This window comes from Micromonospora sp. NPDC048169, from assembly GCF_040652815.1.
In the GTDB taxonomy this organism is placed as follows: domain Bacteria; phylum Actinomycetota; class Actinomycetes; order Mycobacteriales; family Micromonosporaceae; genus Micromonospora.
In genome coordinates this window covers 150,165-176,547 of record NZ_JBEZMS010000002.1, presented here as the reverse complement: position 1 = coordinate 176,547, position 26,383 = coordinate 150,165, and the positions used below count along the sequence as shown (strand labels likewise).

Sequence of the window (26,383 nt, the reverse complement as noted above, 5' to 3'; positions counted from 1 at the left end):
ATAGGTAGCGATGCTACGTGTAGCTTGGCTACGACAAGAGAGCCAACCCATGGGAGGACGACAGTGGACCCGCTGCTCCTCGCCCGCCTCCAGTTCGCCACCACCACCTCGATCCACTTCCTGTTCGTGGCGGTCACGCTCGGCCTGGTCACGCTTCTGGTCGGGTTGCAGACGGCCGGCTACCTGACCGGCAAGCCGGTGTACGAGCGGCTGACCCGGTTCTGGGGCCAGCTCTACGTGATCAACTACGTGCTGGGCATCGCCACCGGCATCGTGATGGAGTTCCAGTTCGGGCTGAACTGGAGCGGGCTGTCGCGCTACGTCGGCAACGTGTTCGGCGCGCCGCTGGCCATCGAGACGCTCGTGGCGTTCTTCCTGGAGTCCACGTTCCTCGGCATGTGGATCTTCGGGTGGCACCGGCTGCGGCGCGGCGTGCACCTGGCGCTGCTCTGGGGCGTGGCGATCACCGCGTACGCCTCGGCCTTCTGGATCATGGTGGCGAACGCCTGGCTCCAGAACCCGGTCGGGTACGAGGTCCGCGACGGCGTCGCCCACCTCACCGACTTCGGCGCGCTGCTCACCAACCCCACGTTCGGCATGGCGTTCGGCCACGTCATCTCGGCGAGCCTGGTCACCGGCGGCATGCTGATGGCCGCGGTGAGCGCCTGGCACCTGCTGCGGCGCACCAGCGACTACGCGCTCTTCCGCACCTCGCTGCGGCTCGGCCTGGTCACCGCGGCGCTGGCGGTCAGCATGCTCCAGGGCTTCGGCTTCGCCCAGTTCGGTCCGGTCGCGCAGCTCCAGCCGACCAAGTTCGGCGGCGGGCCGGACCGGGACGCGCTCGTCGCCGACTGGACCGCGCGGTTCGGCCCCGGCGACTGGGAACCGCCGGTGTTGTCGAACGTCGGTCTCGGCTTCATGATCCTGATCGGCTTCACGCTCAGTGCCCTCTGGCTCCTGCTGCCGCTGCTATGGCGGGACTGGATCATCCGGCTGAAGGTCCCGCTCTGGCTGATCCTGCTCGGCCTGCCGCTGCCCTTCGTGGCGATGCTGCTCGGCTGGATCGCCCGCGAGGTGGGCCGCCAGCCCTGGGCCGCGTACGGGCTGCTGCCCACCGCGCAGGCCGTCTCGCCCGTCTCACCAGGGCTGATGCTCACCTCACTGATCGGGTTCAGTCTGCTGCTCGGCGCGCTCGCGGTGACCAACTGGACGCTGCTGGCCCGGCACGCCGCCCGGGGCGCGCACGATCCCGCGCTCGGCCGCCCGCCCGCGCCCGACACCGACGCCCACCACCAGTCCGTGTTCGTCTGAGGGAGCCCGCCGTGGAACTCGCCTGGTACGCCCTGCTCGGCCTCTTCTTCGCCACCTACCTCGTGCTCGGCGGCTACGACTACGGCGTCGGCCTGCTGCTGGCCCGGCGCGGCCCGGCACCGGGGAGCCGGGCCACGCTCGCCGCGCTCGGGCCGTTCTTCCTCGGCAACGAGGTCTGGCTGGTGGCGGCCGTCGGCATCCTGTTCGGCGCGTTCCCCCGGCTGGAGGGCGAACTGCTCTCCGGCTTCTACCCGGCCGTGCTCGCCGCGCTGGCCGGTGTGGTGCTGGTGACCGCCGGGGTGCAGTTGCGCAGCCGCCCGGTCTCCGCCAGCGCCCGCGCCGCCTGGGACCGGGTGGTGGTGGCCGGCTGCGTACTCGCCGCGCTGGGCTGGGGCGCGCTGCTCGCCGGGCTGCTCCAGGGCCTGCCGGTGGGCGCGGACGGCCATGTGGTCGGTGTCGGTCATCTCGCCACCCCGTTCGTCGCCGCCGCCGCGCTGGCGCTGCTCGCGCTGGTGGCGGTGCACGGTGCGACGTTCCTCACGCTCCGGCTGCCCGCCGCCGAGGCCCCGGCGCTCGCCCGGCTGGCGAGCGGCCTGGTGCCCGCCGCACTCGTCGCGGTCGGCTCCGCCACCGTCCTGGGCCTGCTCTCCGATCGGGTACGCGCCGCGGTGGCGCGGCCGGCGGTGGCCGTACTCCTGCCGTTGGCGCTCGTGGCGGCGCTGCTGACGGCCCGCGCGGCACTGCGGCGGGGCCGGGCCCTGGTGGCCTTCGCGGCGACCGCGACGGCGCTGGCGCTGCCGGCGCCGCTGGTCGGGGCCGCGCTCTGGCCCCGGATCCTGGTCTCCACCGCCGACCCGGCGGCGTCGCTGACGGTGGCCGAGGCGGCCGCCAGCCGCCCCACGCTGGCGCTGTTGGGATGGCTCGCGCTACCGCTCCTGCCGGCCCTACTAGGCTTTCAGGCAATGTGCTGGTGGGTGTTCCGGGGACGGATCGACGGCAGGGCACCGGTGTACTGGTGAACCGCCGCCCGTTCGACCCGCGTCTGCTGCGTCGGGTCCCCGCGGCCCGGCGCGACCTCGCCGTGCTCGCGGTGCTGGGCGGGCTCACCGCGCTGCTGGTGATCGCTCAGGCCACCGCGCTGGCGACGCTGCTGGCGACGGCGTTCGACGGGCGGCTGCACCGGCCGGCGCTGGCCGGGTTCGTGGCCGCGGTGGCCGGGCGGGCGCTGGTGAGCTGGGCGCAGGGCACTGTGGCGGCGCGGGCCGCCGCCACGGTCAAGGCGGCGCTGCGTGCCGATCTGCTGGGCGCGGTCGGCCAGCACGGCCCCACCTGGGTCGCCGGGCAGCGGGCCGGGCAGCTCGCCACGCTGGCCGGGCGCGGCCTGGACGCGCTGGACCCCTACTTCACCGGCTACCTGCCGCAGCTCGTGCTGAGCGTCACGGTGCCGGTGGCGGTGCTGGCCCGGATCGTGTTCGCCGACTGGAGTTCGGCGTTGATCATCGCGCTCACCATCCCGCTCATCCCGATCTTCGGCGCGCTGCTCGGCTGGCAGGCCCAGGCCGCCACCGAACGGCAGTGGCGGCGGTTGTCGCTGCTCGGCGGGCACTTCCTCGACATGGTGGCCGGGCTGCCCACGCTGCGCGCGTTCGGCCGGTCCCGGGGTCAGGTCGACGTGGTACGCCGGATGGCCGACGGCCACCGCCAGGCCACCATGAAGACGCTCCGGATCGCGTTCCTGTCCGCGCTGGTGCTGGAGCTGGTCGCCACGCTCTCCGTGGCGCTGGTCGCGGTGCCGGTCGGCATCCGGCTGCTCGGCGGCGGCCTCACGCTCTCCACCGCGCTGCTGGTGCTGCTGCTCACGCCGGAGGCGTACCTGCCGCTGCGAGCCGCCGGCAGCCGGTTCCACGCCAGCATGGAAGGGCTCACCGCGCTGGACGAGGCGCTCACGCTCTCCGCCACCGACACCCCCGCCGCCGACGAGCCCCGCCGGCCCGCGCCGCGCGGCCGGGGCGAGATCCGCTTCGAGGACGTCACCGTCGCGTACGAACGGACCACGGCGCTGCGCGACGTCACGCTGACCATCCGGCCCGGCGACCGCGTGGCGATCATCGGGCCCAGCGGCGCCGGCAAGAGCACGCTGCTCAACCTGCTGCTCGGCTTCGTCGCACCGACCTCCGGCCGGGTCACCGTCGACGGCGTGGACCTGGCCGGGGTCGACCTCGACGCCTGGCGGCGCGAGCTGGCCTGGGTGCCGCAGCGGGCGCACCTGTTCGCCGGATCGCTCGCCGACAACATCCGCCTCGGCGCACCGGACACCCCGGATGCCGCGCTCGCCGCCGCGGTCACCGGCGCCGCGCTGGACGAGGTGGTCGACGCGCTGCCCGACGGGCTGGACACCCGCCTCGGCGAACGCGGCCACGGCCTGTCCAGCGGCCAGCGGCAACGGGTCGCGCTGGCCCGCGCGTTCCTCCGGGACGCGCCGATCGTGCTGCTCGACGAGCCGACCGCGCGGCTGGACAGCGCCAGCGAGGCGATCGTGCTGGACGCGACCCGGCGGCTGGTCACCGGGCGTACCGCGCTGCTCGTCGCGCACCGGCCCGCGCTGCTCGCCGACGCCGACCGGATCCTGCGCGTCGAGGACGGCCGGGTCACCGAACTGCACCCGACCACCACCGGCCCGGCGGTGCCCCGATGATCCCCGTCTCCCCCGCCCGCCCGGCGGTGGCCCGGTGACCGCCGCCGACGGCGTGACGCCGGTGGGCCGCGAGCCCGCCGGGCCGGCGGGTGTGCCGGTGACGCCCTCCGGCGCGCCGGAGCCGCCCGCGCCCGCCCGGCCGGGTGCCGAGCGGGCGGTGCTGCGCCTGGCCCGGCCGTACCTGCGCCGGCTGCTCGGCGCCGGACTGCTCGCCGCGGCGACCGAGTTCGCCGGTCTGGCGCTGATGGCCACCGCCACCTGGCTGCTGATGAGCGCCGCCGGCCGGCCGCTGCTGGACAGGCTGACGGTGGCCATCGTCGCGGTCCGGGCGCTGGCCGTGAGCCGGGGCGTGTTCCGGTACACCGAACGGCTCGCCGGGCACGACGCCGTCCTGCGCATGATCACCGACGTACGGGCGCGCGTCTTCGCCACGCTCGCCGCCCGGCGCGACACCGGCCGGCGTACCGGGGACGCGCTGAGCCGGCTGGTCTCCGACGTGGAGGCGGCCCAGGACCTGCTCCTGCGCGTCCTCGTGCCGGGAGCGGCGGCGGCACTGGTGAGCGTGCTCGCCGTGGGCGTCGCCGCGCTGATCTCACCGCCGGCCGCCGGTGTGCTCGCAATCGGTCTGCTGGTGGCCGGCGTGGCGCTCCCAGCGCTCGCCACCCGGATCACCCGCCGAGCCGCCGACGAGGTGGCCCCACTGCGGGGCGCGCTCGCCGTCGACGCGGTCGACCTCACCCACGGCGCCGCCGACCTGGCCGCGTTCGGTGCGACAGGCGCCGCGCTCGCCGCCGCCGGGAACCGGGGCGCCCGGCTGGCGAAGCTGGAACGCCGGCTCGCCGCGACCGGCTTCGCGGTGGACGCGCTCGGCGTCCTCGTCGGCGGCCTCACCTCCGCCGCGGTGGTGGTCGTGGCGCTGCGGGCCGGGGTCGGCGGCGTGCTGGTCGGCGTCCTCGCGGTCGGCTCGCTCGCCGCCGTGGAGGTGGCACTCGCGCTCGTCGCGGCGGCCCGCCAGCGCACCCAACTGCGGGCCGGGCTGGCCCGGGTCGCCGACCTGCTCACCGAGCCCGGTCCGGCGACGCCACCGGACGCGCCGGAGCCCACTGTCGACGGCCACGACGTGCGGTTCGCCGACGTGACGGTCCGCTACCGGGCCGGTGCCGCCCCCGCGCTGGACGGGTTCGACCTCGACCTGCCGGCCGGCCGGCGCGTGGCGGTGGTCGGGCCGAGCGGCGCCGGCAAGAGCACGCTCGCCGCGGTGCTCACCGGCGCGGTGCACCCGGCCACCGGCCGGGTCACGGCCGGCGGCGTGCCGGTGTCCGAGATCCCGGCCGAGCACCTGCCCCGGGTCGTCGGCGGCCTGCTCGCCGAGGCGTACGTCTTCCACGCCACCGTCCGGGAGAACCTGCTCCTCGGCCGTCCGGACGCCACCGAGGCGGACCTGGCAGCCGCGACCCGGGCGGCCGGCCTGCTCGACTGGGTACGCGAACAGCCCGACGGCTGGGACACGGTGGTCGGTGAGCAGGGCGGGCAGCTCTCCGGCGGGCAGCGGCAACGCCTCGCGCTGGCCCGGGCGTTGCTGGCCGCCCCGCCGGTGCTGGTGCTCGACGAGCCGACCGAAGGGCTCGACCCGGCGGCGGCCGACACCGTGCTGGACTCCGCACTCGCCGCCACCCCGGCCGGGCACTCGGTGCTGCTGATCAGCCACCGGCTCAGCGGCCTGGCCGGGCTGGACGAGATCGTGGTGCTCGAAGGCGGCCGGGTGGTGCAGCGCGGCCGGCACGACGAGCTGGTGGCCCGCCCCGGCTGGTACCGGGAGCAGTGGCTGCGCCAGGAGGCGGCCGAGCGCGGCTACCTGGCCGTCACGCCCTGACACCCGGCCGGTCGGGGTTTTCCCTGACGCGGGTGTCGGCCGTCGATGGCAGGCTTACCGCATGCGGGTGCATGAGGAGGCGGTGGTCGACCGCCGGCTGCACGAGTTGTCCACGCGGTTGCACGGGCCGGGCCGGCTCAAGACCGACCTGCTGACCGAGGCGCGGCACGCGCTGGAGGACGCCGTCGAGGCGTACCGGGACCGGGGCCTGCCGCCGACGGAGGCGCAGCGGCGGGCGGTCGCCGAGTTCGGCAGCGACGCCCAGCTCGTGCCGGGTTTCCAGGCCGAGCTGGCCGCCGGTGCGCTGCGCGGGCTGGCGCTGCGCACGCTCGTGGTGGCGGTGGTGCTCCTGGCCACCGGTGACCTGACCTGGCAGGGGTCGAGCTGGAGCGGCGGTCCCCCGCCGCCGGCCGCCTATCTGCTGCTCTCCGCCGCGCTGAACGTCATCTGGGGCGTGGTCGCCGCGCTCGCGCTCGCCGCTCTGCTGGCCGGTCCGCTCGTCGCCCGGTGGGGAACGGCACGGCTCGCCCACCCGGCCCGGCTGATCGGTTTCGGTCTGACCGGCAGCCTGCTGCTCGGCGCGGCCGCCGGAGGCGCGCTGTTCGGCTGGTCGCTCGGGCTGTGGGACGCCGCGCTCACCTGGCCGCCGATGATCATCGGGATGGTGGTGGTCTCGGCGGCCTGGTTCGCGCTGGCCCGGGCGGCCCGCTGCTGGGTGCTCGCCGACCGCCGGCTGGCCGGCTGAGCCGCCGGCGCTGGCCTGACCGCTCCCGGCACGGCCGGGACACTGCCGGCACGGCCGGGCGCGGTCAGGCCGGCGCCGTGGGCGGCTCGTCCGCGCCGAGGAACCGCCCGACCGTGGCGCTGAACTCGCGCCAGCCGGCCCGCTCCCCGGCCAGCGCCCGGCCACCGGCCTCGGTCAGCTCGTAGGTGCGGCGCTCCCGGCCGTTCACAGTGCTCCACGTGCTCGCCACCAGCCCGGCGCGCTCCAGCCGGCGCAGCGCCGGATAGATGGTGCCGGTGGGCAGGTCCAGCGCGCCGCCGCTGCGGGCTCGCAACGCCTCGATGATCGCGTAGCCGTGCAGCGCACCCCGTTCCAGCACCGCGAGCAGCAGCGCGTCCAGGTGTCCGTGCAGCGCCTGCGCCTTCATGTGTAGCAACGCTACTTGTCGGCCCGCCGCGACGCCATGGGGTGCACCTCCCGGCCGGAACGGTCGCCCACTAGGGTATGTGCCCAGAGTCACTCGGCGGCGCGACGCCGCCGGGTGGGCAACCCGAACGCACACGGAGGTCAGCGTGGCCCGCCAGTCGCCCCAACGGCCCGACGCCGACGAGCCCGAGCTCGACGACACCGACGCCGCCGTCGCGGCCGACGAGGCCGAGGAGGACCGTCCGCCGGCCGACCGCGCGCTCTGGGACGAGGTGCGGATCGACCCGGTGGAGATCGCCCTGCCCGCCGGCACCGGCTTCACGCTGCGGGCGTACCGGCAGGCGCGCGAGCTGACCCCGACCGACGTCGTCGAGCGCGACCAGGACGACCCGTTCCTGGCCCGCCGCCAGGTCGTCGAGACCGAGGACGACGAGGAGGTGGTGATCCTCGACGAGGAGTTCGCCGCCCTCTCCGCCGAGGAGGACGACGAGGACGAGGAGAAGGACGCCAAGTCCCGCCGCAAGGGCAAGGCCGACGCCTCGGACGACGAGGCCGCGGCCGAGGCCGACGACGAGGCCGAAGACGAGGCCGAAGACGACGCGGACGCGGACGCGGACGAGGCGGGCGACGAGGAGGTGCCGGTCTTCCTCACCCACAAGGGCCGGCTCCTGCTGTTCAAGACCCCCGAGTCATTGGTCACTTTCATCCGTTCCGGTGCGCCGAACGACATGTCCCAGCTGGACAGCTGGAATGAACTGTCCGAACGGCTGGAGCCGGCCGACATCGCCCCGCTGGACGAGGACACCTACGAGCTCGACCTGGTGGTGGAGAACCTGCGCGGCGGCCACGACGCGTGGGACCACGAGCTGCTGATCGAAGCCGGTGAGATCGCCCGTGACCTGGCGTACGCCCTGCGGCTACCGGCGGTGCTGGACATGCTCTCCGCCGGCTCCAGCCTGGACGACCTGGACGAGGCGCTGCGCGCTTCCGTGAACGGTGGCGTCGGTGGTTTCCTGGGTCGTCGCCGGCTGAAGAAAATCGGGGCACAAACCGCAAGTCTCGGTTGGCGCACCATTGTCGGGAAGATCTCTGCGGTTGTGGACTGGCGCGACTGACCCGGAGCGGGGAGCATCAGTCTCTGGCAGTGCAAGACCTGTGTCCCGGGAGGAGGACGACGCCGTGGCGCTCGTGCGCGTGTACTGCGGTCTGGCCTCGGCAGATCCGGCCGACCGAACGGCTTCGGCCGGAACGACGCTGACGTCCGCTGTGGTCGACGACGCAGGCCGTCTGCTGCACGTCTGCGAGATCGGTGACGATCCCGCCGGTTACGCCCGGCTGGTCGCGCTGCTGGTGGAGCGGTCCGGCGGTCCGAGCGGGGCGGCCATCGCCGCCGACAGCGACGACCACATCGTCACCTCGCTGCTGAGCGCCGCCGGCCGGCCGCTGGCGATCGCCGACGACGACTCGGTCGACGACTTCGCCGAGCGCTTCGCCGACGACGACTCCCTGGAGGAGATGCAGTCCCCGCCCGCCGAGCGCCGGGCGGTCGGGCTGGCCCGCGCGCTCCAGGCCGGCGCGCTCTCCGCGGTTACCCTCCCGGCCCCGCGCGAACTCGCCGGATACACGCAGGTCCTGGCCGCGCACGCGGCGCTGGCGAGTGGCCGGCACTCCGCTGCGGTGACGCTGCGCGAGGTGCTCCGCGAGCTCTATCCGGCCGCGCTGCGGGCCTATCCGGACCCCGCCGACCGGGTCGCCCTGGCGGTGCTCGACGCGCTGCCCGAACCGGGCATGCTCACCGGCCCCGCGGCCCGTGGCGGCCGCGACGGCGGGCTGACCGCCGACGCGGTGGTCGCCCATCTGGCCGGCGAAGGGGTGGCCGACGCCGACGCCGTCTCCGACGCGGTGACCGCGCTGCGCGTCGCCATCTCCGAGACGCCCCGGCGGGCCACCGTGAACCGGACGCTCACCGCGGCCGTCGCCGAGACCGTACGGCAGGCCGTCGCCTCGGTCCGGACCTGTGACGCCGGCTGCGACGCGCTCGTCGGCGCGCTCGCCGAACGCACCGCGCCCACTCCCGCGACCGGCCGCCGGGCCGCCGCCCGACGGGGAGAGCAGGTCGACGAGCTGGCCTCGACGTCGGCGGCCGACCTTCGGCCGGTGCGCTCCCTCCAGCCCGGCCCGGCCGCCGAGCCCCACCACGGTCGTCCCGAGCCGGCCGGGGCACCCGAGCCGGCCGGCCGTCGCGGCCGTCCCGAGCCGGTCCCCGGTGGGCGGCGCAGCCGCCCGGAGCCGGTGTCCGGTCCGGGCGCCACGACGACACCCCGGCCGCTCGGCCCGCCACCTGTCGCGCCCGCACCGGTGACGCCGCCGCCCGTCGCCCCGGCCCCGGTCACGCCCGTCGCTCCGGCGGCCGCACTGGGCCGGCCGGCGTCTGCTCCCCCGGCACGGCCCGAGCCGACCGGCGCGCCACTGCCGTCGCGGGTGGACGGCCCCACCAACCGGCCGGTCTCCGCGCCGCCCCCGCCGCCGCCGGGCATCACGCCGATCGCGCCCTCCCCGCGTGGCGCCGTCCCGCCGGCCGAGGCCGGCGAGCCGTTCCGCCCGACGCTCACCACCGCGGCGATCAACAAGGCCCGGGCCGAGCGGCAGCGCACCGTCATCCCGCCCCGGCCCAAGACCAACCAGCACCAGGAACCGCCGACCGGTGGGTTCAGCGCCACCGACCTGAGCATCCCGGTGCCGGCCCCGCGCCCGCCCGCGCCGGAGGCGGCTCCGCCGGGTTCCCGGGCGAACTGGCCGCTGGTGAACAACGAGGACGACGCCGCGCGGGAGCGGGAGGGCACCACCTACCCGTACGGGCGAGGCGTGGACGCGCCGAGCGACCCGGGCCGCGTCACGCCGCCGTGGCTCGCCGACGACCTGCCGCAGGAGCCGCCGATGCTGCGGCTGGTGGAGCCGCCGCCGCTCGCCGACCGCGCGTTGCGCGACGAGATGAGCCCCGGTCTGGAGACGCCCCCGCTGCGTCTGGTCGACCAGGGCGACCCGGGCCGGGTCCCGCTGCCCGCCGCGCCCGAGCGGCGTCCCGCGCCGAAGGAGCACCGGCCGCCGCCGGTCTCCGACGAGGGTGACGGCGATCTGCTGATCTTCGCGCAGGCCAAGTCCGCCTGGTTTGTCGGGCACGGCGACGAGGCCGACCTGGACTGGTCGACCACCGCCGACACCGGCTGGCAGGCGGCCGAGCAGGCGGCCCGCCCGGCCGTCGGCGCGGAGACCAAGGCCGGTCTGCCCAAGCGCGTACCGCAGGCCAACCTGGTGCCGGGTTCCCCGCTGCGCGAGGAGCGTCCACTGCGCATCGTCCGGAACGCGGCGAGCCTCGCCGAGAACACCACCGGCTACTTCCGGGGGTGGCGGCGCGGTCAGGAGATCGGCGGCTTCGCCGTGGGCGGCCGTCCGGGCCGTGAGGCGGCCGGGGGCTGGGACTTCACCCGCGACACCGGTGACCGCGACGACGACCGGGAATACGAGTACCGTTCGGCGGGCTACCGCTCCTGACCCGGGCTCGCCGGGTGTTTCATCCCACACCGGGGCGATTTGACGCTGGGCTGGACCGGCCGGGAACATACCCGGCGGACCAGCGGCGGCGCCTGTTCGCCGGGGTGGGAAGGCGATTCCATTGGCGACACCGGCGTTCGACTCCACTGTGCTCACCCGGCGGGGTGTCCTCGCCGCCGCGGCCGGGAGCCTGCTGCTCGCGGGCTGCGCGCCGCAGGGCCAGCGGCCGGACGACGGCCCGTCCAGCAGCGCGCCGGCCGACCAGGACCTGATCGTCGGGGCGAGTCTTGAGCTGACCGGCGCGGGGGCGCTGCTCGGTGCCGCCCAGCGGCAGGCCCTGCAACTCACCGCCGACTCGCTGAACCGCGCCGGCGTACCGGTCGGGAACCTGGTCCGATCGGTCCGGCTGCAGATCCTGGACAACGGCAGCAATCCCGAGGTCGCCGCGCGCCATGCCGCCGATCTGACCCGGGTCGGCGCCCAGGCGCTGATCGGCGGTGTGCTCGGCGAGACCTCGATGGCCCTCGCGGCGGCCGCCCAGCGGGTCAAGACGCCCTTCCTGTCACTCGGCTACGGTGACCGCATCGTGCAGCCGCTGGACGAACGCACGTTCACCTACAAGCTCACCCCGGACGCCGTGGACATGGCCGGGCGCCTGGTGGAGCTGTTCGAGTCCAAGAAGATCCGGCGGGTGTCGGTGCTCGCCGCCGACGGGATGCACGGCGACTCGGGTGTGCGGGCGATGCGGGAGGCGCTCGCCGACAGCACCACCGACCTGGTCCGCACGGTACGCCTGCCGGCGACCGGTCGGCGCTTCCGTGCCGCCGCCGAGCGCGTCGCCGGGGGCCAGCGGGACGGCGTGGTGGTCTGGGGTACCGCGCCCGACTCCGGAGTCGCCGCGCGGGAGCTGCGTGCCGCCGGCCACCGCGGGCCGATCTTCTTCGACGCCGGGGCGGTCGCCGACGACACCGTGCAGGGTGCCAACGCCGCCGCCGTGGAGGGCGCGTACGCGGTGCACCCGGCCTGCCTGGACGTCTCCGCGGCCACCGCCACCACGACGGCGCAGCTGGCCCGCCGGGACTTCGTCAACCGCTACACGCAGCGCCACGGCGTCAGCCCGGACTTCGCCCCGTACGCCTCGGACGCGCTCCAGCTCCTCGCCACGTCGGCGCGGATGGCGACGAGCCTGGACCGGGGCCGGCTGCGGGCCCTCCTCCAGGCGCAGACCGTCGAGGGCATCGCCGGCGGGTACGCGTTCAGCGCCGACCGGCACGGCGGCATGGAGCCCGACTCGCTCGCCGTGTACCAGGTGTTCCGGGGCACCTGGACCCGGTACGCCTGACCGGAGACGCCACCCGGCGACCGTCCTGTCTGGAGGGTCACCGGGTGATCGCGTACCGTGTCCGTTCCCAGACGCCAGGAAGCGCCCGGTGGCCTCAGGCCGCCGGGCGCTTCCGCGCGCCGGTCAGGCGGGCGCGACGGCCCGCGAGCGCCGCATGGTGAGCACGTACTCGACCAGCGAGATCAGCACGTGCTTCGTGGACTCCCGGTTACGGGCGTCGCACGGCACCACCGGCACGTCGCGGGAGATCGCCAGCGCGTCCCGGACGTCCTGCGGATCGTGGTACTGCATGCCGTCGAAGCAGTTGATGGCCACCAGGTACGGCAGCCGCCGGTGCTCGAAGAAGTCGATGGCGGCGAAGCAGTCGGCGAGCCGCCGGGTGTCGACCAGCACCACAGCGCCGATCGCACCACGGACCAACTCGTCCCACATGAACCAGAACCGCGTCTGACCCGGCGTACCGAAGAGGTACAGGATCAGGTCACGGTCGATCGAGATACGACCGAAGTCCATCGCCACCGTGGTCGTCGTCTTGCCCGGCACCTGCCGGGTGTCGTCGACGCCGACACCGGCGGAGGTCATGATCGCTTCGGTGGTCAGCGGCGTGATCTCCGAGACCGAGCCGACCAGCGTCGTCTTGCCGACGCCGAACCCACCGGCGATAACGATCTTCGCCGACGTCACGCGGCCGCTCTGGGCCGGCGGCCGGTGCGACATGTCAGAGCCTGCGAAGTCCACTCAGCACCCTCTCCAGCAGTTCAGTGCCCACCGCGTCGTCGGAGTCGTCCAAAATGGTCGGCTCGTGGACCGCGACCAGGCCGTCCGTCGCCATGTCGGCGATGAGCACCCGGGCCACGCCGAGCGGAAGCTGCATCCGCGCCGCGATCTCGGCGAGCGACTGCACACGTCCGTCACACAACGCGGCGATGTACTGGTGTTCACGACCGTGGCCACCATTGCCAGTGGCAACCGCTCGGCCGCGCACCGTCGTCTCGACGAGCGCCTCCAGGGCGATGTCGAGCCGGGGACGGGTACGACCGCGGGTAACGGCGTACGGCCGGACCAACGCTCCGGTCGGCTCGTCACGATCCGCCATTTCGCCGCTCACCTCCCTCGTACCCGGCACCGGCTCGCCCCGGTGGCATCCGTCGCTGTATTTGTCGTTCCCGCACCTGACCCACCGGCCAGCGCGTCATTCAGCCCATCATCCCCACAGCCGTTCGCGGCTGCGGCGTCAGGGCATCGCCCACCCGGTCCACGAGCAGGGCCATCTCGTACCCGACCTGACCCACGTCGCAGCTCCGCGCCGCCAGCACCGCGAACGACGAGCCGTCCGAGATGGACATCAGGAACAGGAAACCGTTGTCCATCTCGACGACTGTCTGCAACACCGCCCCGCCCTCGAAGCAGCGGGCCGCGCCCTGGGTCAGGCTGACCAGACCGGACGCGATCGCGGCGAGCTGGTCGGCGCGGTCCCGCGGAAGGTCACGGGACGAGGCGAGAAGCAGGCCGTCGGCCGACACCGCGACCGCGTGCGCCACACCGGGCACCCGGTCGGCGAAGTTGGCGAGCAGCCATCCGAGATCCTGCGTAGTAGTCATCCTTGTTGCTCCTTCTGCCCGCTCCCGGCCGCCGGGCCTGAGTCAGACTGCGAGGACTGCTGCCCGCCCGGAGTGCCCTCCGGGCCGGTCGTGTTGCTGTCGGTGTTACGCCCGCGCTGCACGCCTCGATGGTAGGCCGAGAGCAGGCCCCGGACTCCCTCCGGCGTCCGCCGCTGCACCGACGCGGAGGGCTTCTCGATGCTGCCCGGCACGAGCTGCGCCATCGGCTTCCGCTTCGGCAGACCCTTCTGGGTGGTCTCCGCGACCGGCACCTCGGTGGCCGCCGAGGCGGCCCGCCAGCCGTCGTCGGCGGCGGTCTGCCACGGTGAGGACTGCGGTGACGCGGCCGGCTGCCGGGTGGGCAACCCCCCGGTGTACGCCGGACGGGTGTTCCCGTTCGCCGCGCCGTTGTCACGCGGTGCTCCGCCGGCCGTCGGAGTGTGTGCCATCGGTGTGTTACCTGTCGTTGCTGGTGTCGTCTGCGGCACGGGCCGGCCGGCTGTGTCCACCTTGGCGAACTGCTGGGTGGCGGCGGCGCCACCGTTCGTCGCCGGGGCCGGGGCCGCCGCCTCCTCGTTGGGCCCGGGCCGGCGGGTACGGAACCACGCCGACTCCAGCTCCCGGAAGATCGGCAGCTCCATCGTCTCGTCCGCGTACCGCTGGCGGTTGCCCGGCTGCTGCGGCGCGGCCGGGCGCGACACCGGCGCCGCGGGGGTGGCCGGGCGGCCCGCCGCCGGAGCGGCGGCCTGCTGGCCGGCCGCCGGCTGCGGGGTGGCGGGCATCTCCGTGCGCGGCACCCGGGGCAGCTCGGTGGTCATGTCCATGCCACTGGCGGGCCGTTCCGGCACCGGCGGAGCCGGCGTCGGCGCGACCGGGGGCCAGACCGGCGGGGCGCTGACACCCGGGGCGGGCATCGGGCGCGTCGGCAACTGGTTCGCCGGCGGCGCGGAGGCCGGGTGACCCGAGGTGGGCTGCCCGGAGACCGGGGCGGCCGACGCGGGGTGCCCGGAGACCGGAGCCGCCGAGACCGGGCGGTACGGCAGCGGGTCACCGGAGACCGGCGCCGCGGACACCGGACGGCCCGAGAACGGGTCGCCGGAGACCGGGGCGGCCGAGACCGGGCGGTACGGCATCGGGTTGCCGGAGACCGGCACGCCGGAGACCGGCGGCAGCGGCGGCGCCGACACCGGCGGGACGGGCGGCGCGGAGACCGGCGGCGGGCTGTAGGGCCGCGCCTCCGGGCTGCTCGGGAGCTGACGCGGGATCGCCGGCTGCTGGCCGGTGCTGCCCGGATCGCCGTCGGCCGGGTTGCGCCGCTGCGGCAGCGGGTCCATCGACTGGCCGTTTGCGGGCCGGGGACCGAAGCCGCCGTCCCCGCCGGCCGGGTTGGCGCCGGTCAGGTCGGACCAGGCCGGCATGGCCCGGCCGCCGCCGGCGGCGTTCGCCGGGGTGCCCGCGCCGTTGCGCGGCGCCGGGTCGAAGGCGCGTCCGCCGAGCGTGACCTGGTTGCCCGAGGAGCCCGGGTGCGCCGCGGGCGGCAGGCTCGGCGCGTTGTTGCCGAAGGCGGCCAGGGCGCCGAAGGCCGGCGCCGGGCCGTTCTGCTGCGGGCCGGCGGCCGGCAGCGCCGGTCCGGGCTGTCCGCGGCCGGCCAGGGCGCGCGGCACCAGGACCGAGGTCGGCAGCGTCACGTCGGCGACGGTGCCCCGGTCGGCGCCGGGCCGCAGCTCGACCCGGACGCCGTGCCGGGCGGCCAGCCGCGCGACCACGACCAGGCCCATCATCCGGGAGACCGCGACGTCCACCTGCGGCGGCGTGGCCAGCCGCTCGTTGAGGTCACGGATCTGCTCCGGGCTGATGCCGATGCCCCGGTCCTCCACGTAGAGGGAGGCGCGGTCGCCGACCCGCCGGGCCTCCACCATGACCTGGGAGTCCGGCGGGGAGAAGGCGGTGGCGTTGTCGAACAGCTCGGCGACCAGGTGCACCAGGTCGTTGACAGCGTGCGCGGCGACCTCGATGTCCCGGTCGATCACGCCGAACTCGATCCGGGTGTAGTGCTCGACCTCGGACTGGGCGGCGCGGAGCACGTCGATCAGGGCGGCGGGCTCGCGCTGCACGCGGGTGGAGTCCGCTCCGGCGAGGACCAGCAGGTTCTCGTCGTTGCGGCGCATCCGGGTGGCCAGGTGGTCGAGCTGGAACAGCTCGGCCAGCCGGTCCGGGTCCTCCTCGCCGCGCTCCAGCCGGTCGAGGTGGCCGATCAGCCGGTCGACCAGGATCTGCGAGCGGCGGGCCAGGTTGACGAACATGGTCGCGACCGAGGCCCGCAGGGCGGCCTGCTCGGCGGCGGTACGGACGGCCTCCAGGTGGACGGCGTTGAACGCCTCGGTCACCTGGCCGAACTCGTCCTTGCTGCGCACCGGCAGCGGCTCGGCGATCTGGTTGGCCAGTTGGACCGGGGAGAGCTGGCCGGTCACCTGCGGATCCCGCAGCCGGGCGACCGCCTGTGGCAGCCCGTACTGGGCCACCGCCAGGGCGCCCTGGCGCAGGTCGCGCAGCGAGCGGGCCATCGACCGGGCCACCAGGTAGGCGAAGAGGATGGCCAGCAGCAGCATGGTGAGCAGCAGGCCGGTCTCCAGGAACACCTGGCGCTGGGTGTCCGAGCGCAGCGCGTCGGCCTGCCGGACCACGTTGCCGTCGAGCCGGGCCTCCACGGTCCGGATCAGCTTGGCGTTGGCGACCATCGTCTGGTCCCACTGGTCCGACCCGAACGGGGCGTTCTCCATCGAGCCGTTGTTGTTGCCGGAGATGAAACTGGTGAAGCGGTCGGCCTTTCGCAGGTCGGGCCCGGAGACGGTCTGCTCGTAGAACAGCTTGTCGGGCTCGGTGGCGACGGCCTGGAAGGTGGCCAGCGACTGCGACTGGCCGGTGCCGCTGGCGATGAACTGCTCGCGCAGCGCGGCGGTGTACTGGTTCTGGGTGAGCGCCTGGTGGACGACGACCCGGCGCTGGGTCAGGTATTCCTTCTGGCGGGCCACGGCGGCCGACGCGCGCATCCGGTCACTCAGGTCGTTGTTGCCGGCGAGCTGGGTGGCCGAGTCGCGGATGGTCAGCAGGTCCTCGATGAGCTGGCGGTACGCCTGGTCGGCATCGTTGATCTTGAGCTTGCCGTTCAGCACCTGGCTGCGCGTCGCCGGGAGGTCCTTCAGCTGGGTGTCGATCGTGTCCAGCAGCCCGACGAAGTTGCGGGGCAGGTCGTCGATCTCGCCACGCTGCCGCAGGTAGGGCGACTTCGCCTGGTCCACCCGCTGGTTGGCCCGGTTGTAACCCTCCTGGTACTGCGCCCGGGTCTGGAACTCCTTGGCGCCGAGGAAGAGCACGGCGCCGACCCGCTCGTCCTGCACGGTGTCGACCAGGTCACCCGAGTAGCCGATCAGGTTGGCCAGATCCCCCGCCCGGTTGGCATTGTTGAGCGTCTCCAGGTGGTCGACCAGACCACTGGTGCCCACCACGACCGTGGCGATGGTCGGCACGATCATGATCAGACCGAGCTTGGACCAGATCGGCATGTCGCGTAGCCGGCTCATCGGCCGGCGCAGCCGCGACAGGAAGGAGCCCGCCGTCGTTGGCCGTTTGCTCACGTCACCGCCCTCGCATTACCGCGCTCCGCGCCACCCTGAGGGCAACGCCGAGCGACCGACCCGGCGGGTCGGACCTCCGAGATTCCATCACGCCGCTCCGCAAAGAGAAAGACCAGGTTGTCCCTCGCCGGAGGTGTGATGAGATGTTGATGCAATTTGATAGCAATCCGTCTGGCCGGAGTCACTGAAGGTAATGAATCACCCGCACCGCGTCGTCCTGCTCGCCGGCCCCTCCGGCTCGGGAAAGTCATACATAGCCCAGCGAACCGGACTTCCGGTGCTCTGCCTGGACGACTTCTACAAGGACGGCGATGACCCTACGTGTCCACGTCGAAACGGACAGGTGGATTGGGAGTCCCCACTGTCCTGGGATGCGGACACAGCGGTGCAAACAATCACCCGACTGGCCCGTGAGGGCAAGGCCGAAGTGCCGGTTTATGCGATCGGCGCGGACCGCCGGGTAGCCACCCGGCCATTCGATGTCGACGGATCGCCAATCTTCGTCGCCGAGGGGATCTTCGCGGCCGAGATCGTGGCCGAGTGCCGGCGACGCGGGCTGCTCGCCGGGGCGTACGCGTTGCGCCGCCCGCGTGGCGCGACGTTCCTGCGCCGCCTCGCCCGGGATCTCACCGAACAGCGCAAGGCGCCCCGGGTGCTGCTCCGGCGCGGCGTCGCGCTGCTGCGCGCCGAACCGGCCGTGCTGCGCCGGCAGACCGGGCTGGGCGCCGAGGCGGCCCGGGCCGGGCAGGTGCTGCGCGGGGTGGCCGCGCTGCTCTCCGGCCACCCCCGCCAGTCGTGATCAGCCGATCAGCTCGGCGTACGCCGGCTTGATCACCTCGTCGATGATCCGCAGCCGCTCGTCGAACGGGATGAACGCGCTCTTCATCGCGTTGATGGTGAACCACTGGAGTTCCTTCCAGCCGTAGCCGAAGGCCTCCACCAGCAGCGCCATCTCCCGCGACATCGAGGTGCCGCTCATCAGCCGGTTGTCGGTGTTCACCGTCACCCGGAACCGCAGGTCGCGCAGCAGCCCGATCGGGTGGTCGGCGATCGAGGCCGCCGCCCCGGTCTGCACGTTCGACGACGGGCACAGCTCCAGGGGGATGCGCTTGTCCCGCACGTACGCGGCCAGCCGGCCCAGCACCGGCGGGTTGCCCGGGGTGATGTCGTCGACGATGCGGACGCCGTGGCCGAGCCGGTCGGCGCCGCACCACTGGATCGCCTGCCAGATGGACGGCAGGCCGAACGCCTCACCGGCGTGGATGGTGAAGTGGAAGTTCTCCCGCTGGAGGTACTCGAACGCGTCCAGGTGCCGGGTGGGCGGGAAGCCCGCCTCGGCGCCGGCGATGTCGAAGCCGACCACCCCGGTGTCGCGGTGCCGCACGGCCAGCTCGGCGATCTCCTGCGAGCGGGCCGCGTGCCGCATCGCGGTCAGCAGCGTGCCGACCCGGATCGGGGTGCCCGCCTCGGCGGCCAGCGCGCTGCCCTCCCGGAAGCCGGTGACGACGGCGTCGACCACCTCGTCCAGGGTCAGGTTCTGCTCCAGGTGCTGCTCCGGCGCGAACCGCACCTCGGCGTAGACCACACCGTCGGCGGCCAGGTCCAGCGCGCACTCCCGGGCGACCCGGCGCAACGCGGCAGGGGTCTGCATGACCGCCACCGTGTGCGCGAACGTCTCCAGGTAGCGCTCCAGCGAGCCGGAGTTCGCCGCCTCGGTGAACCAGAGGCCGAGCGCAGCCGGGTCGGTGGTGGGCAGTTCGTGACCGACCTCGGCGGCCAGCTCGACGATCGTCGCGGGCCGCAGGCCGCCGTCGAGGTGATCGTGCAGCAGCGCCTTCGGGACCTTGACGATGTCCTCGTACGAGATTGCGACCATGCTCAGACCCTAGTCACCCCCGGTGCCCGCCGGGCGGCCGACCGGGCCGGTCAGGGACGCCAGCCGTACACCCGCTCCACCGCGAGCCGCAGGACCACCCGCCCGTCGGCCACCATGGCGGCCCGGTACTCGGCCCAGTCCGGGTGCTCGCCCCGGATCCGCCGGTAGACCTCGACCAGTTCCTCGACCGTGGCGTCGTCGGTGGCGGCGGCCGGCCGGGTGAGCGTCACGGTGCCCTCGGCCACCGCGTACGCCGCGCCGTCGGCGGTGGTGACGTGGAAGCTGGCCCGGGGGTCGCGACGCAGGTTGCGCACCTTCGCCCGGTCGCCGGTGGTGGAGCAGCGGATCAGACCCGGCTCGGCCAGGTAGTCGAGGTTCGACAGCTGGGGCCGGCCGTCCCGGCGCAGCGTGGCGAGCACCCCGCGCCCGCGCTCACCGAACAGCTCCCAGAGCCGGGCGCTCACCGCGCTCACCGCGCCACCTCGGACCGCAGCGGCGCGAGCGCGACGGCCAGCCGCGCGAGCCGGTCGAGCATGAGCGCGGCGGCCTCCTCACGGCCGGGGTCGGGTCGCAGCTCACCCGACTCGTCCAGCGCCTGCCGCAGGAAGACGACCACCTGGTCGTTGACCGGCGTCATGTTCAACGTGGTCACCACCTGCTTGATCATCTGCACCGCACGCAGGCCCCCGGAGGTCATGCCGTAGCTGACGAAGCCGACCGGCTTGTGCTGCCACTCGTGGTAGAGGTAGTCGATCGCGTTCTTCAGCGGCGCGCTGAAGCCGTAGTTGTACTCCGGCATGACCAGGACGAAGGCGTCCGCCGCGTCGATCTCGGCACTCCAGGCGCGGGTGTGCTCGTGCAGGTAGTCCCGTTCGGACGGGTGCTGCGGCTCGTCGTGGAAGGGCAACCCGATCTCGGCCAGGTCGACCAGGCGTACCTCGTCGAAGCCGGCGTGGCGGACGGCGGCGGCGGCGAACCAGTCACCGATGCGACGGCCGACCCGGCCGGGGCGGGTGCTGGCGACGACGACGTTCAGGCGGGGCATGGTGAGGTCACTCCTGTCGGGACGGCGGCCGGGGCCGGCGCGGTGAGCCGGGGAACGAGCCAGGCGACGATCGGCCCGATGCCGATCGCGTAGAGCAGGGTGCCGGGGCCGACGGCACCGCCGAGCAGCCAGCCGACCGTCAGCACCGTCACCTCGATCCCGGTGCGTGCCGGGCCGAGTGGCAGGCCGCGGGCGGCCAGGCCGGTCATCAGCCCGTCCCGCGGACCGGGGCCGAGGCGGGCGCCGAGGTAGAGCGCGGTGGCGAGGCCGTTGAGCAGGACGCCCGCGACCAGCAGGCCGATCCGGCCGGCGAGCGGGTCGACCGGCGGCAGCAGGGCTAGCGTCGCGTCGAGGGCCAGGCCGACGAGCGCGACGTTCGCGACGGTGCCGACGCCCGGGCGTTGCCGCAGCGGGATCCACAGCAGCAGCACCAGCAGCGCCACGCCGTTCACCAGCAGGCCCATCGGCAGGCCGGTGCGGTCGGCGAGGCCCTGGTGCAGCACGTCCCAGGACGCGAGCCCGAGGTCGGCGCGGACCATCAGCGCGACGCTGCCGCCGAACAGGGCCAGGCCGGCCGACAGCCGCACCAGCCGGGACGGCAGTTTGGTTGACATGTCATCAACCTAGGTCGCAACTTGGTGACATGTCAACAACACCGGTAGGATCGGTTCGTGGACGAACCGCGCTGGCTGGACGAGCAGGAGGACCGCGCGTGGCGCGGCTACCGCCGCATGCGCCGCCTGCTCGACCTGGAACTGGCCCGGGAGCTGATGCAGGACGCCGGGCTCTCCGAGCCGGACTACGACGTCCTGAGCGACCTCTCCGAGACCCCGGAGCAGCGGCTACGGCTCAGCGAGCTGGCAGACCGGATGCTCTGGTCCCGCAGCCGCCTGTCCCACCACATCTCCCGCATGCAGCAACGCGGCCTGGTCACCCGGGAGGAGTGCGCCACCGACGGCCGCGGCTCGGTCGTCGTGCTCACCCCGGCCGGGCGCCGGGCTGTCGAGGCCGCCGCGCCAGGGCACGTGGCAGCCGTCCGCCGGCACCTGATCGACCGGCTCACCCCGGCCGAGGTGTCCGCGCTCGGCACGCTCAGCCAGCGCGTGATCGGCCACCTCACCGGCCGCCCGGCTGCGGAGCACTGAGCCGTGGACGATCGCATCCTCGACCGGCTGCGCTGCCCGGTCTGCGCCGAACCGCTCACCGAGACCACCGCCGGCACCGCACGCGCGCTGCGCTGCCCGCGCGGGCACAGCTTCGACATGGCCCGGCAGGGATACGTCAACCTGCTCGCCGGCCGCACCCCGCACACCGGGGACAGCGCCGAGATGGTCGCCGCCCGCGCCGGCTTCCTCGCCGCCGGCCACTACGACACCGTCGCCGCCGCGCTCGCGACCACAGCGGTACGCGTCGCGGGCGTCGAGCCGTACCCCCTGGTCGTCGATGCCGGCGCCGGGACCGGGCATTACCTCGCGGCGGTGCTGGCGGCGCTGCCGGACGCCGCCGGCCTGGCCCTGGACGTCTCCAAGCCGGCGCTGCGCCGCGCGGCCAAGGCGCACCCGCGGGCCGCCGCCGCGCTGGCCGACACCTGGCAGCGGCTACCGCTGGCCGACCGGTCCACCGCCGTGCTGCTGAACGTGTTCGCGCCGCGCAACGGCCCGGAGTTCCACCGGGTGCTCGACCCCGGCGGCGCGCTGCTCGTGGTCACCCCGGCTGCCGACCACCTGACCGAACTCGTCGACGCGCTGGACCTGCTGCGGGTGGACCCGGACAAGGCCGAGCGGGTCGCCGGGAGCCTCGGCGCCCGCTTCACCGAGGAGTCCGCCACCGGGCACCGGGCCCGGCTCGCGCTGACCCGCGCCGAGGTCGCCACGCTCGTCGGGATGGGACCGAGCGCCTGGCACGCCGACCCGCAACGGCTCGCCGCGCGCATCGCCGCGCTGCCCGAACCGGTGCCGGTCACGCTCTCGGTCCGGCTCACCGTGCACCGCCCGCGCTGACCGCGCTCAGGTGGACAGGTCGACCTCTTCCCAGCCCGGCGGCTCGTCGTGGTACGGCCCGCGCAGCACCACCGCCCACTCCAGCGCCCACCGGCGCTGCCCGATCGCGTTGGCGTCCACCAGCCCGGGCAGCGGCCCGCCGGCCTTCTCCGTCTCCAGGTACGCCCAGTCCAGGCAGTAGTGCAGGTCGAGCAGGGCCGCCGCGTCGCCCGGATGCTGCGGCGCGGCCAGGATCCGGGCCTGCCACTGGCCGAACGTCTCCCCCGCGACCAGGTTCGGCATCCGCTCGACCAGCCGCTCGTCCACCGGCACCGTCGGGTCCAGCTCCTTCGCCAGCCCGAGCACCCAGGCCAGCGAGAACAGGGCGTCGTGGTGCAGCACGAACGACCTGTGGTCACCCCGGCCGCCCATCACGAACTGCCACTCCGGTGGCGTCACCGAGTCGACCAGGTGCGACTCCAGCAGCCAGCTCATCGCCGCCTGCGCGGGCATGCCGAAGCAGCGGGCCAGGATCACGTGCAGGACCGCTATCCGGGCCTCGATCTCCGCTGTCGGACGCAGCTCGATCTCGTCGTCCGGCTCCCACACCAGCGGGAACTGCGGCGGTGGCAGCGGAAGGCCCAGCCGGGACAACTCGTCCAGGCTCGCCTCCCGGACGGCCCGGGGGTCGGGAGCGGGTACGCGCACGGTCAGTCCCTGTCTGTTCGGGTCCTCGCCGGTCGGTCCCCCCTGGCCTGGGAGGATAGCGACTCCGACCGGGGCGGCACCATGGCCCTCAGCCGATCCGCTCGACGACGAGCGGCGTCGCCTCCGGCGCGTCCGGCGCCACCCGCACCGCGGCGCGTGCCTCGGCCAGCGCGGCGGGCATCCGCTCGGCGTGCTCAGCGCGCAGCTCGAACAGCGGGTCGCCGACCCGCACCCGGTCACCGCGGCGCTTGTGCAGCACCACGCCCGCCGGGATGCTCACCGGGTCCTCCTTGCGGGCCCGGCCCGCGCCGAGCCGCCAGGCGGCGACCCCGATCGCGTACGCGTCGATCTCGGCGACCCAGCCGTCCTCGGTGGCGGTGACCAGCTCGACCTCGTTCGCGGCGGGCATCGGCGCGTCCGGGTCGCCGCCCTGCGCCCGGATCATGGTGCGCCAGGCGTCCATCGCCCGGCCGTCCCGCAGCGCCGCCTCCGGGTCGGCGTCCGGCAGGCCGGCCGCGTCGAGCATCTCCCGGGCCAGCGCCAGCGTCAGCTCCACCACGTCGGCCGGACCGCCACCGGCGAGCACCTCCACCGACTCGGTCACCTCGACCGCGTTGCCCACGGCCAGGCCGAGCGGGGTGGACATGTCGGTGAGCAGGGCGACGGTCCGTACGCCGTGCGCGCCGCCCAGTTCGACCATGGTGCGGGCCAGCTCGCGGGCGTCGTCGACGTTCTTCATGAACGCGCCGGAGCCGACCTTCACGTCGAGCACCAGCGCGCCGGTCCCCTCGGCGATCTTCTTGCTCATGATCGAGCTGGCGATCAGCGGGATCGCCTCGACGGTGCCGGTGACGTCGCGCAGCGCGTACAGCTTGCGGTCGGCCGGGGCGAGCCCGTCACCGGCCGCGCAGATCACCGCGCCCACGTCGCGGAGCTGGGCGATGAACTCGTCGTTCGTGAGCGCCGCCCGCCAGCCCGGGATCGACTCCAGCTTGTCCAGCGTGCCGCCGGTGTGGCCCAGGCCCCGGCCGGACAGCTGCGGCACCGCCGCGCCGCAGGCCGCCACCAGCGGGGTCAGCGGCAGGGTGATCTTGTCACCGACGCCGCCGGTGGAGTGCTTGTCCACTGTCGGCCGGGACACCGGCGACAGGTCGAGCCGCTCGCCGCTGGCGATCATGGCGGCGGTCCACCGGGCGATCTCCGGAGCGGTCATGCCGCGCAGCAGGATCGCCATGGCCAGCGCCGACATCTGCTCGTCGGCGACCAGACCCCTGGTGTACGCGTCGACCACCCAGTCGATCTGCCCGTCGCTCAGCACACCCCCGTCCCGCTTGGCCCGAATGACATCAACCGCCGTAAAAGCACTCACCTTTGAGTTCCCATCAATAGATCAACAACGTCGGCCGCACTCGCCGCGTTCGGTGCCCACGTCGGGCCGGGGCCGACCGTGCCCGGCGGAGGGATCAAGCCTGACCGCCCGGAGCCGGGCGCGGTCGGCCCCGGCCCCAACCGCAACCCCGACTCAACCGGCTCAACCCCAACGGACCGGAATCTCCGTAGGAGGCTCACCCTCACCAGCCCAGAAGATCGTCCCCGAAGCGTCCACCACCACCACGCGCGGCGTCCGCGCCAGCCCCCACTCGATCGCCCCGGCCGGGTCGTCCCAGGTCGAGCCCTCCTCCAGCACGCCGGTCTCGGCGCCGGTCTCACCGGACGACCGCTCCCAGTACGCGGTCCACACCTGCTGCCCGGCCGACAGGTCGGGATGCACGAACACGGTGCCCCGGCCCCGCCAGGCGGCCAGCCGGTCCGGCACCACAGGCACCGGGTGCTCGCCGGTCACCGCCTCGATGTCGGCCACGTCGAAGGCGTGCGGCAGCAGCTCGGCCATCCGCAACGGCCCGCCCTTCGCCTCGACCAGGCACTCCGGCCCGCCCTGCTCCCAGAGCAACTGCCGGCACCTGCCGCACGGCATCAGCGGCTCACCGGTGGCGTCGACGCAGGACAGCGCCACGATCCGGCCGCCGCCGGTGGCGTGCAGCTGCGAGACCACGCCGCACTCGGCGCAGAGGGTGACCCCGTAGCCGGCGTTCTCCACGTTGCAGCCGACCACGACGCGGCCGTCGTCGACGAGCGCGGCGGCGCCCACCGGGAACTTCGAGTACGGCACGTAGGCGTGCCGCATCACCTCGGTGGCGGCGGCCCGCAGCCGCTCCCAGTCGATCTCCATCACAATCCCCATTCTGCCCAGTCAACGCCGATCGGTCGCGGTTGCGGCCGGAGACGACGATGCCCGGCGGGTCGCCCCGCCGGGCATCGGTGTCGCGGCGGGCGGTCAGCCCTTGATGTACGGCTTGCCGTCGGCGGCCGGTGCCCGGACCTTGCCGACCAGCCCGGCCACGGCCAGGATCGTCGCCAGGTACGGCAGCATCGCCAGGAACTGGCTCGGGATGCTGCTGCCGATCGCGCCCAGGTAGGTGGCGAGCTGGTCGGCGAAGCCGAAGAAGAGCGCCGCCAGCAGCGCGCCGGTCGGGCTCCACCGGCCGAAGATCAGCGCGGCCAGGGCGATGAAGCCCTTACCGCCGATCATGTTCTTGGTGAACGAGTAGAGCGCCAGCGTGTACGAGGCGCCGCCGACACCGGCCACCAGACCGGCAAGGATCACGTTGCGGTAGCGCAGCCGCAGCACCTTCACGCCCAGCGTGTCGGCGGCGGTGGGGTGCTCGCCCACCGAGCGGGTCCGCAGGCCCCACCGGGTGCGGAACAGCGCCAGGTGGATGACGAGCACCAGCAGCAGGCCGAGGTAGAGGAAGATGTTGCCCCGGAACAGCGCCGGGCCGAGCAGCGGGATGTCGGACAGCAGCGGGATCTCCCAGTTGCCGAACCGGGGCGCGCTGTTGTACTTCGCCGCGTCGGTCTGCATCAGCCGCTCGTAGAGGAAGCCGGTGATGCCGACCGCGAGCAGGTTGAGCACGATGCCCATGACGACCTGGTCGACCAGGTAGCGGATGGAGAACACCGCCAGCAGGAACGAGATGAACGCGCCGCCGACGGCGGCGGCCACCAGGCCCACCCAGACGCTGCCGGACATGCTGCCGAACAGCGCGCCGGAGAACGCGCCCATCAGGAGCTGACCCTCGATGGCCACGTTGACCACGCCGGAGCGCTCGCACAGCACACCGGCGAGCGCGCCGAAGATCAGCGGCAGGGCCAGGATGAACGTGCCGCGTACGACGTTCACCAGCGGCATGAAGTTGCGGCCCTCGGGCGCGGCGGAGACCTGCCAGCACAGGAAGCTCAGCACGAAGGCGACCAGCCCGGCGCCGAGCAGCAGCGTGAACCAGCGCTTCGGCACGCCGGCCAGCAGCGCGCCTCCGGCCCCGGCGGTGATCAGCCCGAACAGGATCGCGCCGACCGTGCCGTTGATCTCCAGGGCGGCCCCGCCCTCGGTCTCGCTGAGCGTGAACCGCGCGTGCTGGTCGGTCGCGAGCGCGCCGAACAGCACCGCCGCGAGCACACCCAGCGCCAGCAGGACCGCGCCGATCTTCCGGTTACGGGTCCAGAAACCCTCGTCGACCGCGGTAACGGCGACCTCGGGGACAGCGGTGGTGGACAT

General features: G+C 74.1%; 24 protein-coding genes. 11 read left to right on the top strand and 13 right to left on the bottom strand.

The window, feature by feature from the left end; all coding sequences use genetic code 11:
• The first annotated feature begins 63 nt into the window (after nt 1-63).
• From AB0D28_RS02780 to AB0D28_RS02760, 5 genes are all read left to right on the top strand, one after another.
• Nucleotides 64-1,311 carry a cytochrome ubiquinol oxidase subunit I gene (locus tag AB0D28_RS02780; protein ID WP_357381494.1) on the top strand — a complete coding sequence of 416 codons (1,248 nt, stop codon included), beginning with the start codon at nt 64-66 and terminating at the stop codon, nt 1,309-1,311.
• An 11-nt stretch (nt 1,312-1,322) separates the two neighbouring features.
• On the top strand, nt 1,323-2,330 hold the full coding sequence (locus tag AB0D28_RS02775; protein WP_357381492.1) for a cytochrome d ubiquinol oxidase subunit II: 1,008 nt from the start codon (nt 1,323-1,325) through the stop codon (nt 2,328-2,330).
• Nucleotides 2,327-4,006, top strand: coding sequence for a thiol reductant ABC exporter subunit CydD (gene cydD / locus AB0D28_RS02770; RefSeq protein WP_357381490.1), 1,680 nt, complete (start codon nt 2,327-2,329; stop codon nt 4,004-4,006). Before AB0D28_RS02775 ends, cydD begins: the two co-directional genes overlap by 4 nt.
• 34 nt (nt 4,007-4,040) lie before the next feature.
• The gene (gene cydC, locus AB0D28_RS02765; protein ID WP_357381488.1) at nt 4,041-5,879 is read left to right on the top strand and encodes a thiol reductant ABC exporter subunit CydC; all 1,839 of its coding nucleotides are present in this window, start codon (nt 4,041-4,043) and stop codon (nt 5,877-5,879) included.
• A 61-nt stretch (nt 5,880-5,940) separates the two neighbouring features.
• Entirely contained in the window at nt 5,941-6,624 is a 684-nt protein-coding gene (locus AB0D28_RS02760) for a permease prefix domain 1-containing protein (RefSeq protein ID WP_357381486.1), read from the top strand.
• 64 nt (nt 6,625-6,688) lie between these two features.
• On the opposite strand, the gene AB0D28_RS02755 is transcribed toward AB0D28_RS02760, so the two are convergent.
• A complete protein-coding gene (locus AB0D28_RS02755; protein ID WP_354864763.1) occupies nt 6,689-7,030 on the bottom strand; it encodes a helix-turn-helix transcriptional regulator in 342 nt (113 codons plus the stop codon).
• 145 nt (nt 7,031-7,175) lie between these two features.
• Between AB0D28_RS02755 and AB0D28_RS02750 the strand changes: the two genes are divergently transcribed.
• The 3 genes from AB0D28_RS02750 (at nt 7,176) to AB0D28_RS02740 (ending at nt 11,923) form a co-directional block, all read left to right on the top strand.
• Nucleotides 7,176-8,144 (top strand): DNA primase, encoded by a 969-nt coding sequence (locus tag AB0D28_RS02750; protein WP_357381484.1) that lies wholly within the window; start codon nt 7,176-7,178, stop codon nt 8,142-8,144.
• 40 nt (nt 8,145-8,184) lie between these two features.
• Entirely contained in the window at nt 8,185-10,581 is a 2,397-nt protein-coding gene (locus AB0D28_RS02745; protein WP_357381482.1) for a transposase, read from the top strand.
• A gap of 121 nt (nt 10,582-10,702) precedes the next feature.
• Nucleotides 10,703-11,923 carry an ABC transporter substrate-binding protein gene (locus AB0D28_RS02740; protein ID WP_357381480.1) on the top strand — a complete coding sequence of 407 codons (1,221 nt, stop codon included), beginning with the start codon at nt 10,703-10,705 and terminating at the stop codon, nt 11,921-11,923.
• A gap of 123 nt (nt 11,924-12,046) precedes the next feature.
• On the opposite strand, the gene AB0D28_RS02735 is transcribed toward AB0D28_RS02740, so the two are convergent.
• The 4 genes from AB0D28_RS02735 to AB0D28_RS02720 form a co-directional block, all read right to left on the bottom strand.
• A complete protein-coding gene (locus AB0D28_RS02735; RefSeq protein ID WP_269702284.1) occupies nt 12,047-12,640 on the bottom strand; it encodes an ATP/GTP-binding protein in 594 nt (197 codons plus the stop codon).
• Nucleotide 12,641: 1 nt separating this feature from the next.
• On the bottom strand, nt 12,642-13,019 hold the full coding sequence (locus AB0D28_RS02730; protein WP_030501200.1) for a DUF742 domain-containing protein: 378 nt from the start codon (nt 13,017-13,019) through the stop codon (nt 12,642-12,644).
• Between the two features lie 100 nt (nt 13,020-13,119).
• Nucleotides 13,120-13,524: a roadblock/LC7 domain-containing protein gene (locus AB0D28_RS02725; protein ID WP_013283992.1), complete on the bottom strand. Its 405-nt coding sequence runs from the start codon at nt 13,522-13,524 to the stop codon at nt 13,120-13,122.
• Complete coding sequence (locus AB0D28_RS02720; RefSeq protein WP_357381478.1) at nt 13,521-17,159, bottom strand: nitrate- and nitrite sensing domain-containing protein; 3,639 nt, start codon at nt 17,157-17,159, stop codon at nt 13,521-13,523. Before AB0D28_RS02720 ends, AB0D28_RS02725 begins: the two co-directional genes overlap by 4 nt.
• A gap of 385 nt (nt 17,160-17,544) precedes the next feature.
• Here AB0D28_RS02720 and AB0D28_RS02715 point away from each other — a divergent pair, with 385 nt between their 5' ends.
• Nucleotides 17,545-17,958 (top strand): hypothetical protein, encoded by a 414-nt coding sequence (locus AB0D28_RS02715; RefSeq protein WP_357381476.1) that lies wholly within the window; start codon nt 17,545-17,547, stop codon nt 17,956-17,958.
• Here the strand turns inward: AB0D28_RS02715 and AB0D28_RS02710 are convergent, their stop codons facing one another.
• From AB0D28_RS02710 to AB0D28_RS02695, 4 genes are read right to left on the bottom strand one after another with little or no spacing between them, the layout of a single operon-like run.
• The gene (locus tag AB0D28_RS02710; RefSeq protein ID WP_357381474.1) at nt 17,959-19,035 is read right to left on the bottom strand and encodes an adenosine deaminase; all 1,077 of its coding nucleotides are present in this window, start codon (nt 19,033-19,035) and stop codon (nt 17,959-17,961) included. It abuts the gene before it with no gap.
• Between the two features lie 50 nt (nt 19,036-19,085).
• A complete protein-coding gene (locus tag AB0D28_RS02705) occupies nt 19,086-19,508 on the bottom strand; it encodes a PPOX class F420-dependent oxidoreductase (protein WP_357381472.1) in 423 nt (140 codons plus the stop codon).
• Nucleotides 19,505-20,080, bottom strand: coding sequence for an NAD(P)H-dependent oxidoreductase (locus AB0D28_RS02700; RefSeq protein WP_357381470.1), 576 nt, complete (start codon nt 20,078-20,080; stop codon nt 19,505-19,507). Before AB0D28_RS02700 ends, AB0D28_RS02705 begins: the two co-directional genes overlap by 4 nt.
• Nucleotides 20,068-20,694 (bottom strand): hypothetical protein, encoded by a 627-nt coding sequence (locus tag AB0D28_RS02695; protein ID WP_357381468.1) that lies wholly within the window; start codon nt 20,692-20,694, stop codon nt 20,068-20,070. The genes AB0D28_RS02700 and AB0D28_RS02695 overlap by 13 nt, the downstream gene beginning before the upstream one ends.
• Nucleotides 20,695-20,751: 57 nt before the next feature.
• On the opposite strand from AB0D28_RS02695, the gene AB0D28_RS02690 reads away from it, so the two are divergent.
• Together AB0D28_RS02690 and AB0D28_RS02685 are read left to right on the top strand one after the other, a co-directional pair.
• Nucleotides 20,752-21,225 (top strand): MarR family transcriptional regulator, encoded by a 474-nt coding sequence (locus AB0D28_RS02690; RefSeq protein ID WP_357381466.1) that lies wholly within the window; start codon nt 20,752-20,754, stop codon nt 21,223-21,225.
• A 3-nt stretch (nt 21,226-21,228) separates the two neighbouring features.
• Nucleotides 21,229-22,080: a putative RNA methyltransferase gene (locus tag AB0D28_RS02685; protein ID WP_357381464.1), complete on the top strand. Its 852-nt coding sequence runs from the start codon at nt 21,229-21,231 to the stop codon at nt 22,078-22,080.
• A gap of 6 nt (nt 22,081-22,086) precedes the next feature.
• Here the strand turns inward: AB0D28_RS02685 and AB0D28_RS02680 are convergent, their stop codons facing one another.
• The 4 genes from AB0D28_RS02680 to AB0D28_RS02665 form a co-directional block, all read right to left on the bottom strand.
• Nucleotides 22,087-22,767 carry a DUF4272 domain-containing protein gene (locus AB0D28_RS02680; protein ID WP_357381462.1) on the bottom strand — a complete coding sequence of 227 codons (681 nt, stop codon included), beginning with the start codon at nt 22,765-22,767 and terminating at the stop codon, nt 22,087-22,089.
• 88 nt (nt 22,768-22,855) lie between these two features.
• Entirely contained in the window at nt 22,856-24,136 is a 1,281-nt protein-coding gene (locus AB0D28_RS02675) for a thymidine phosphorylase (protein ID WP_357381460.1), read from the bottom strand.
• A 162-nt stretch (nt 24,137-24,298) separates the two neighbouring features.
• Entirely contained in the window at nt 24,299-25,009 is a 711-nt protein-coding gene (locus AB0D28_RS02670) for a cytidine deaminase (RefSeq protein WP_357381458.1), read from the bottom strand.
• A gap of 93 nt (nt 25,010-25,102) precedes the next feature.
• Nucleotides 25,103-26,383, bottom strand: a complete 1,281-nt coding sequence (locus AB0D28_RS02665) for an ABC transporter permease (protein WP_357381456.1) — start codon at nt 26,381-26,383, stop codon at nt 25,103-25,105.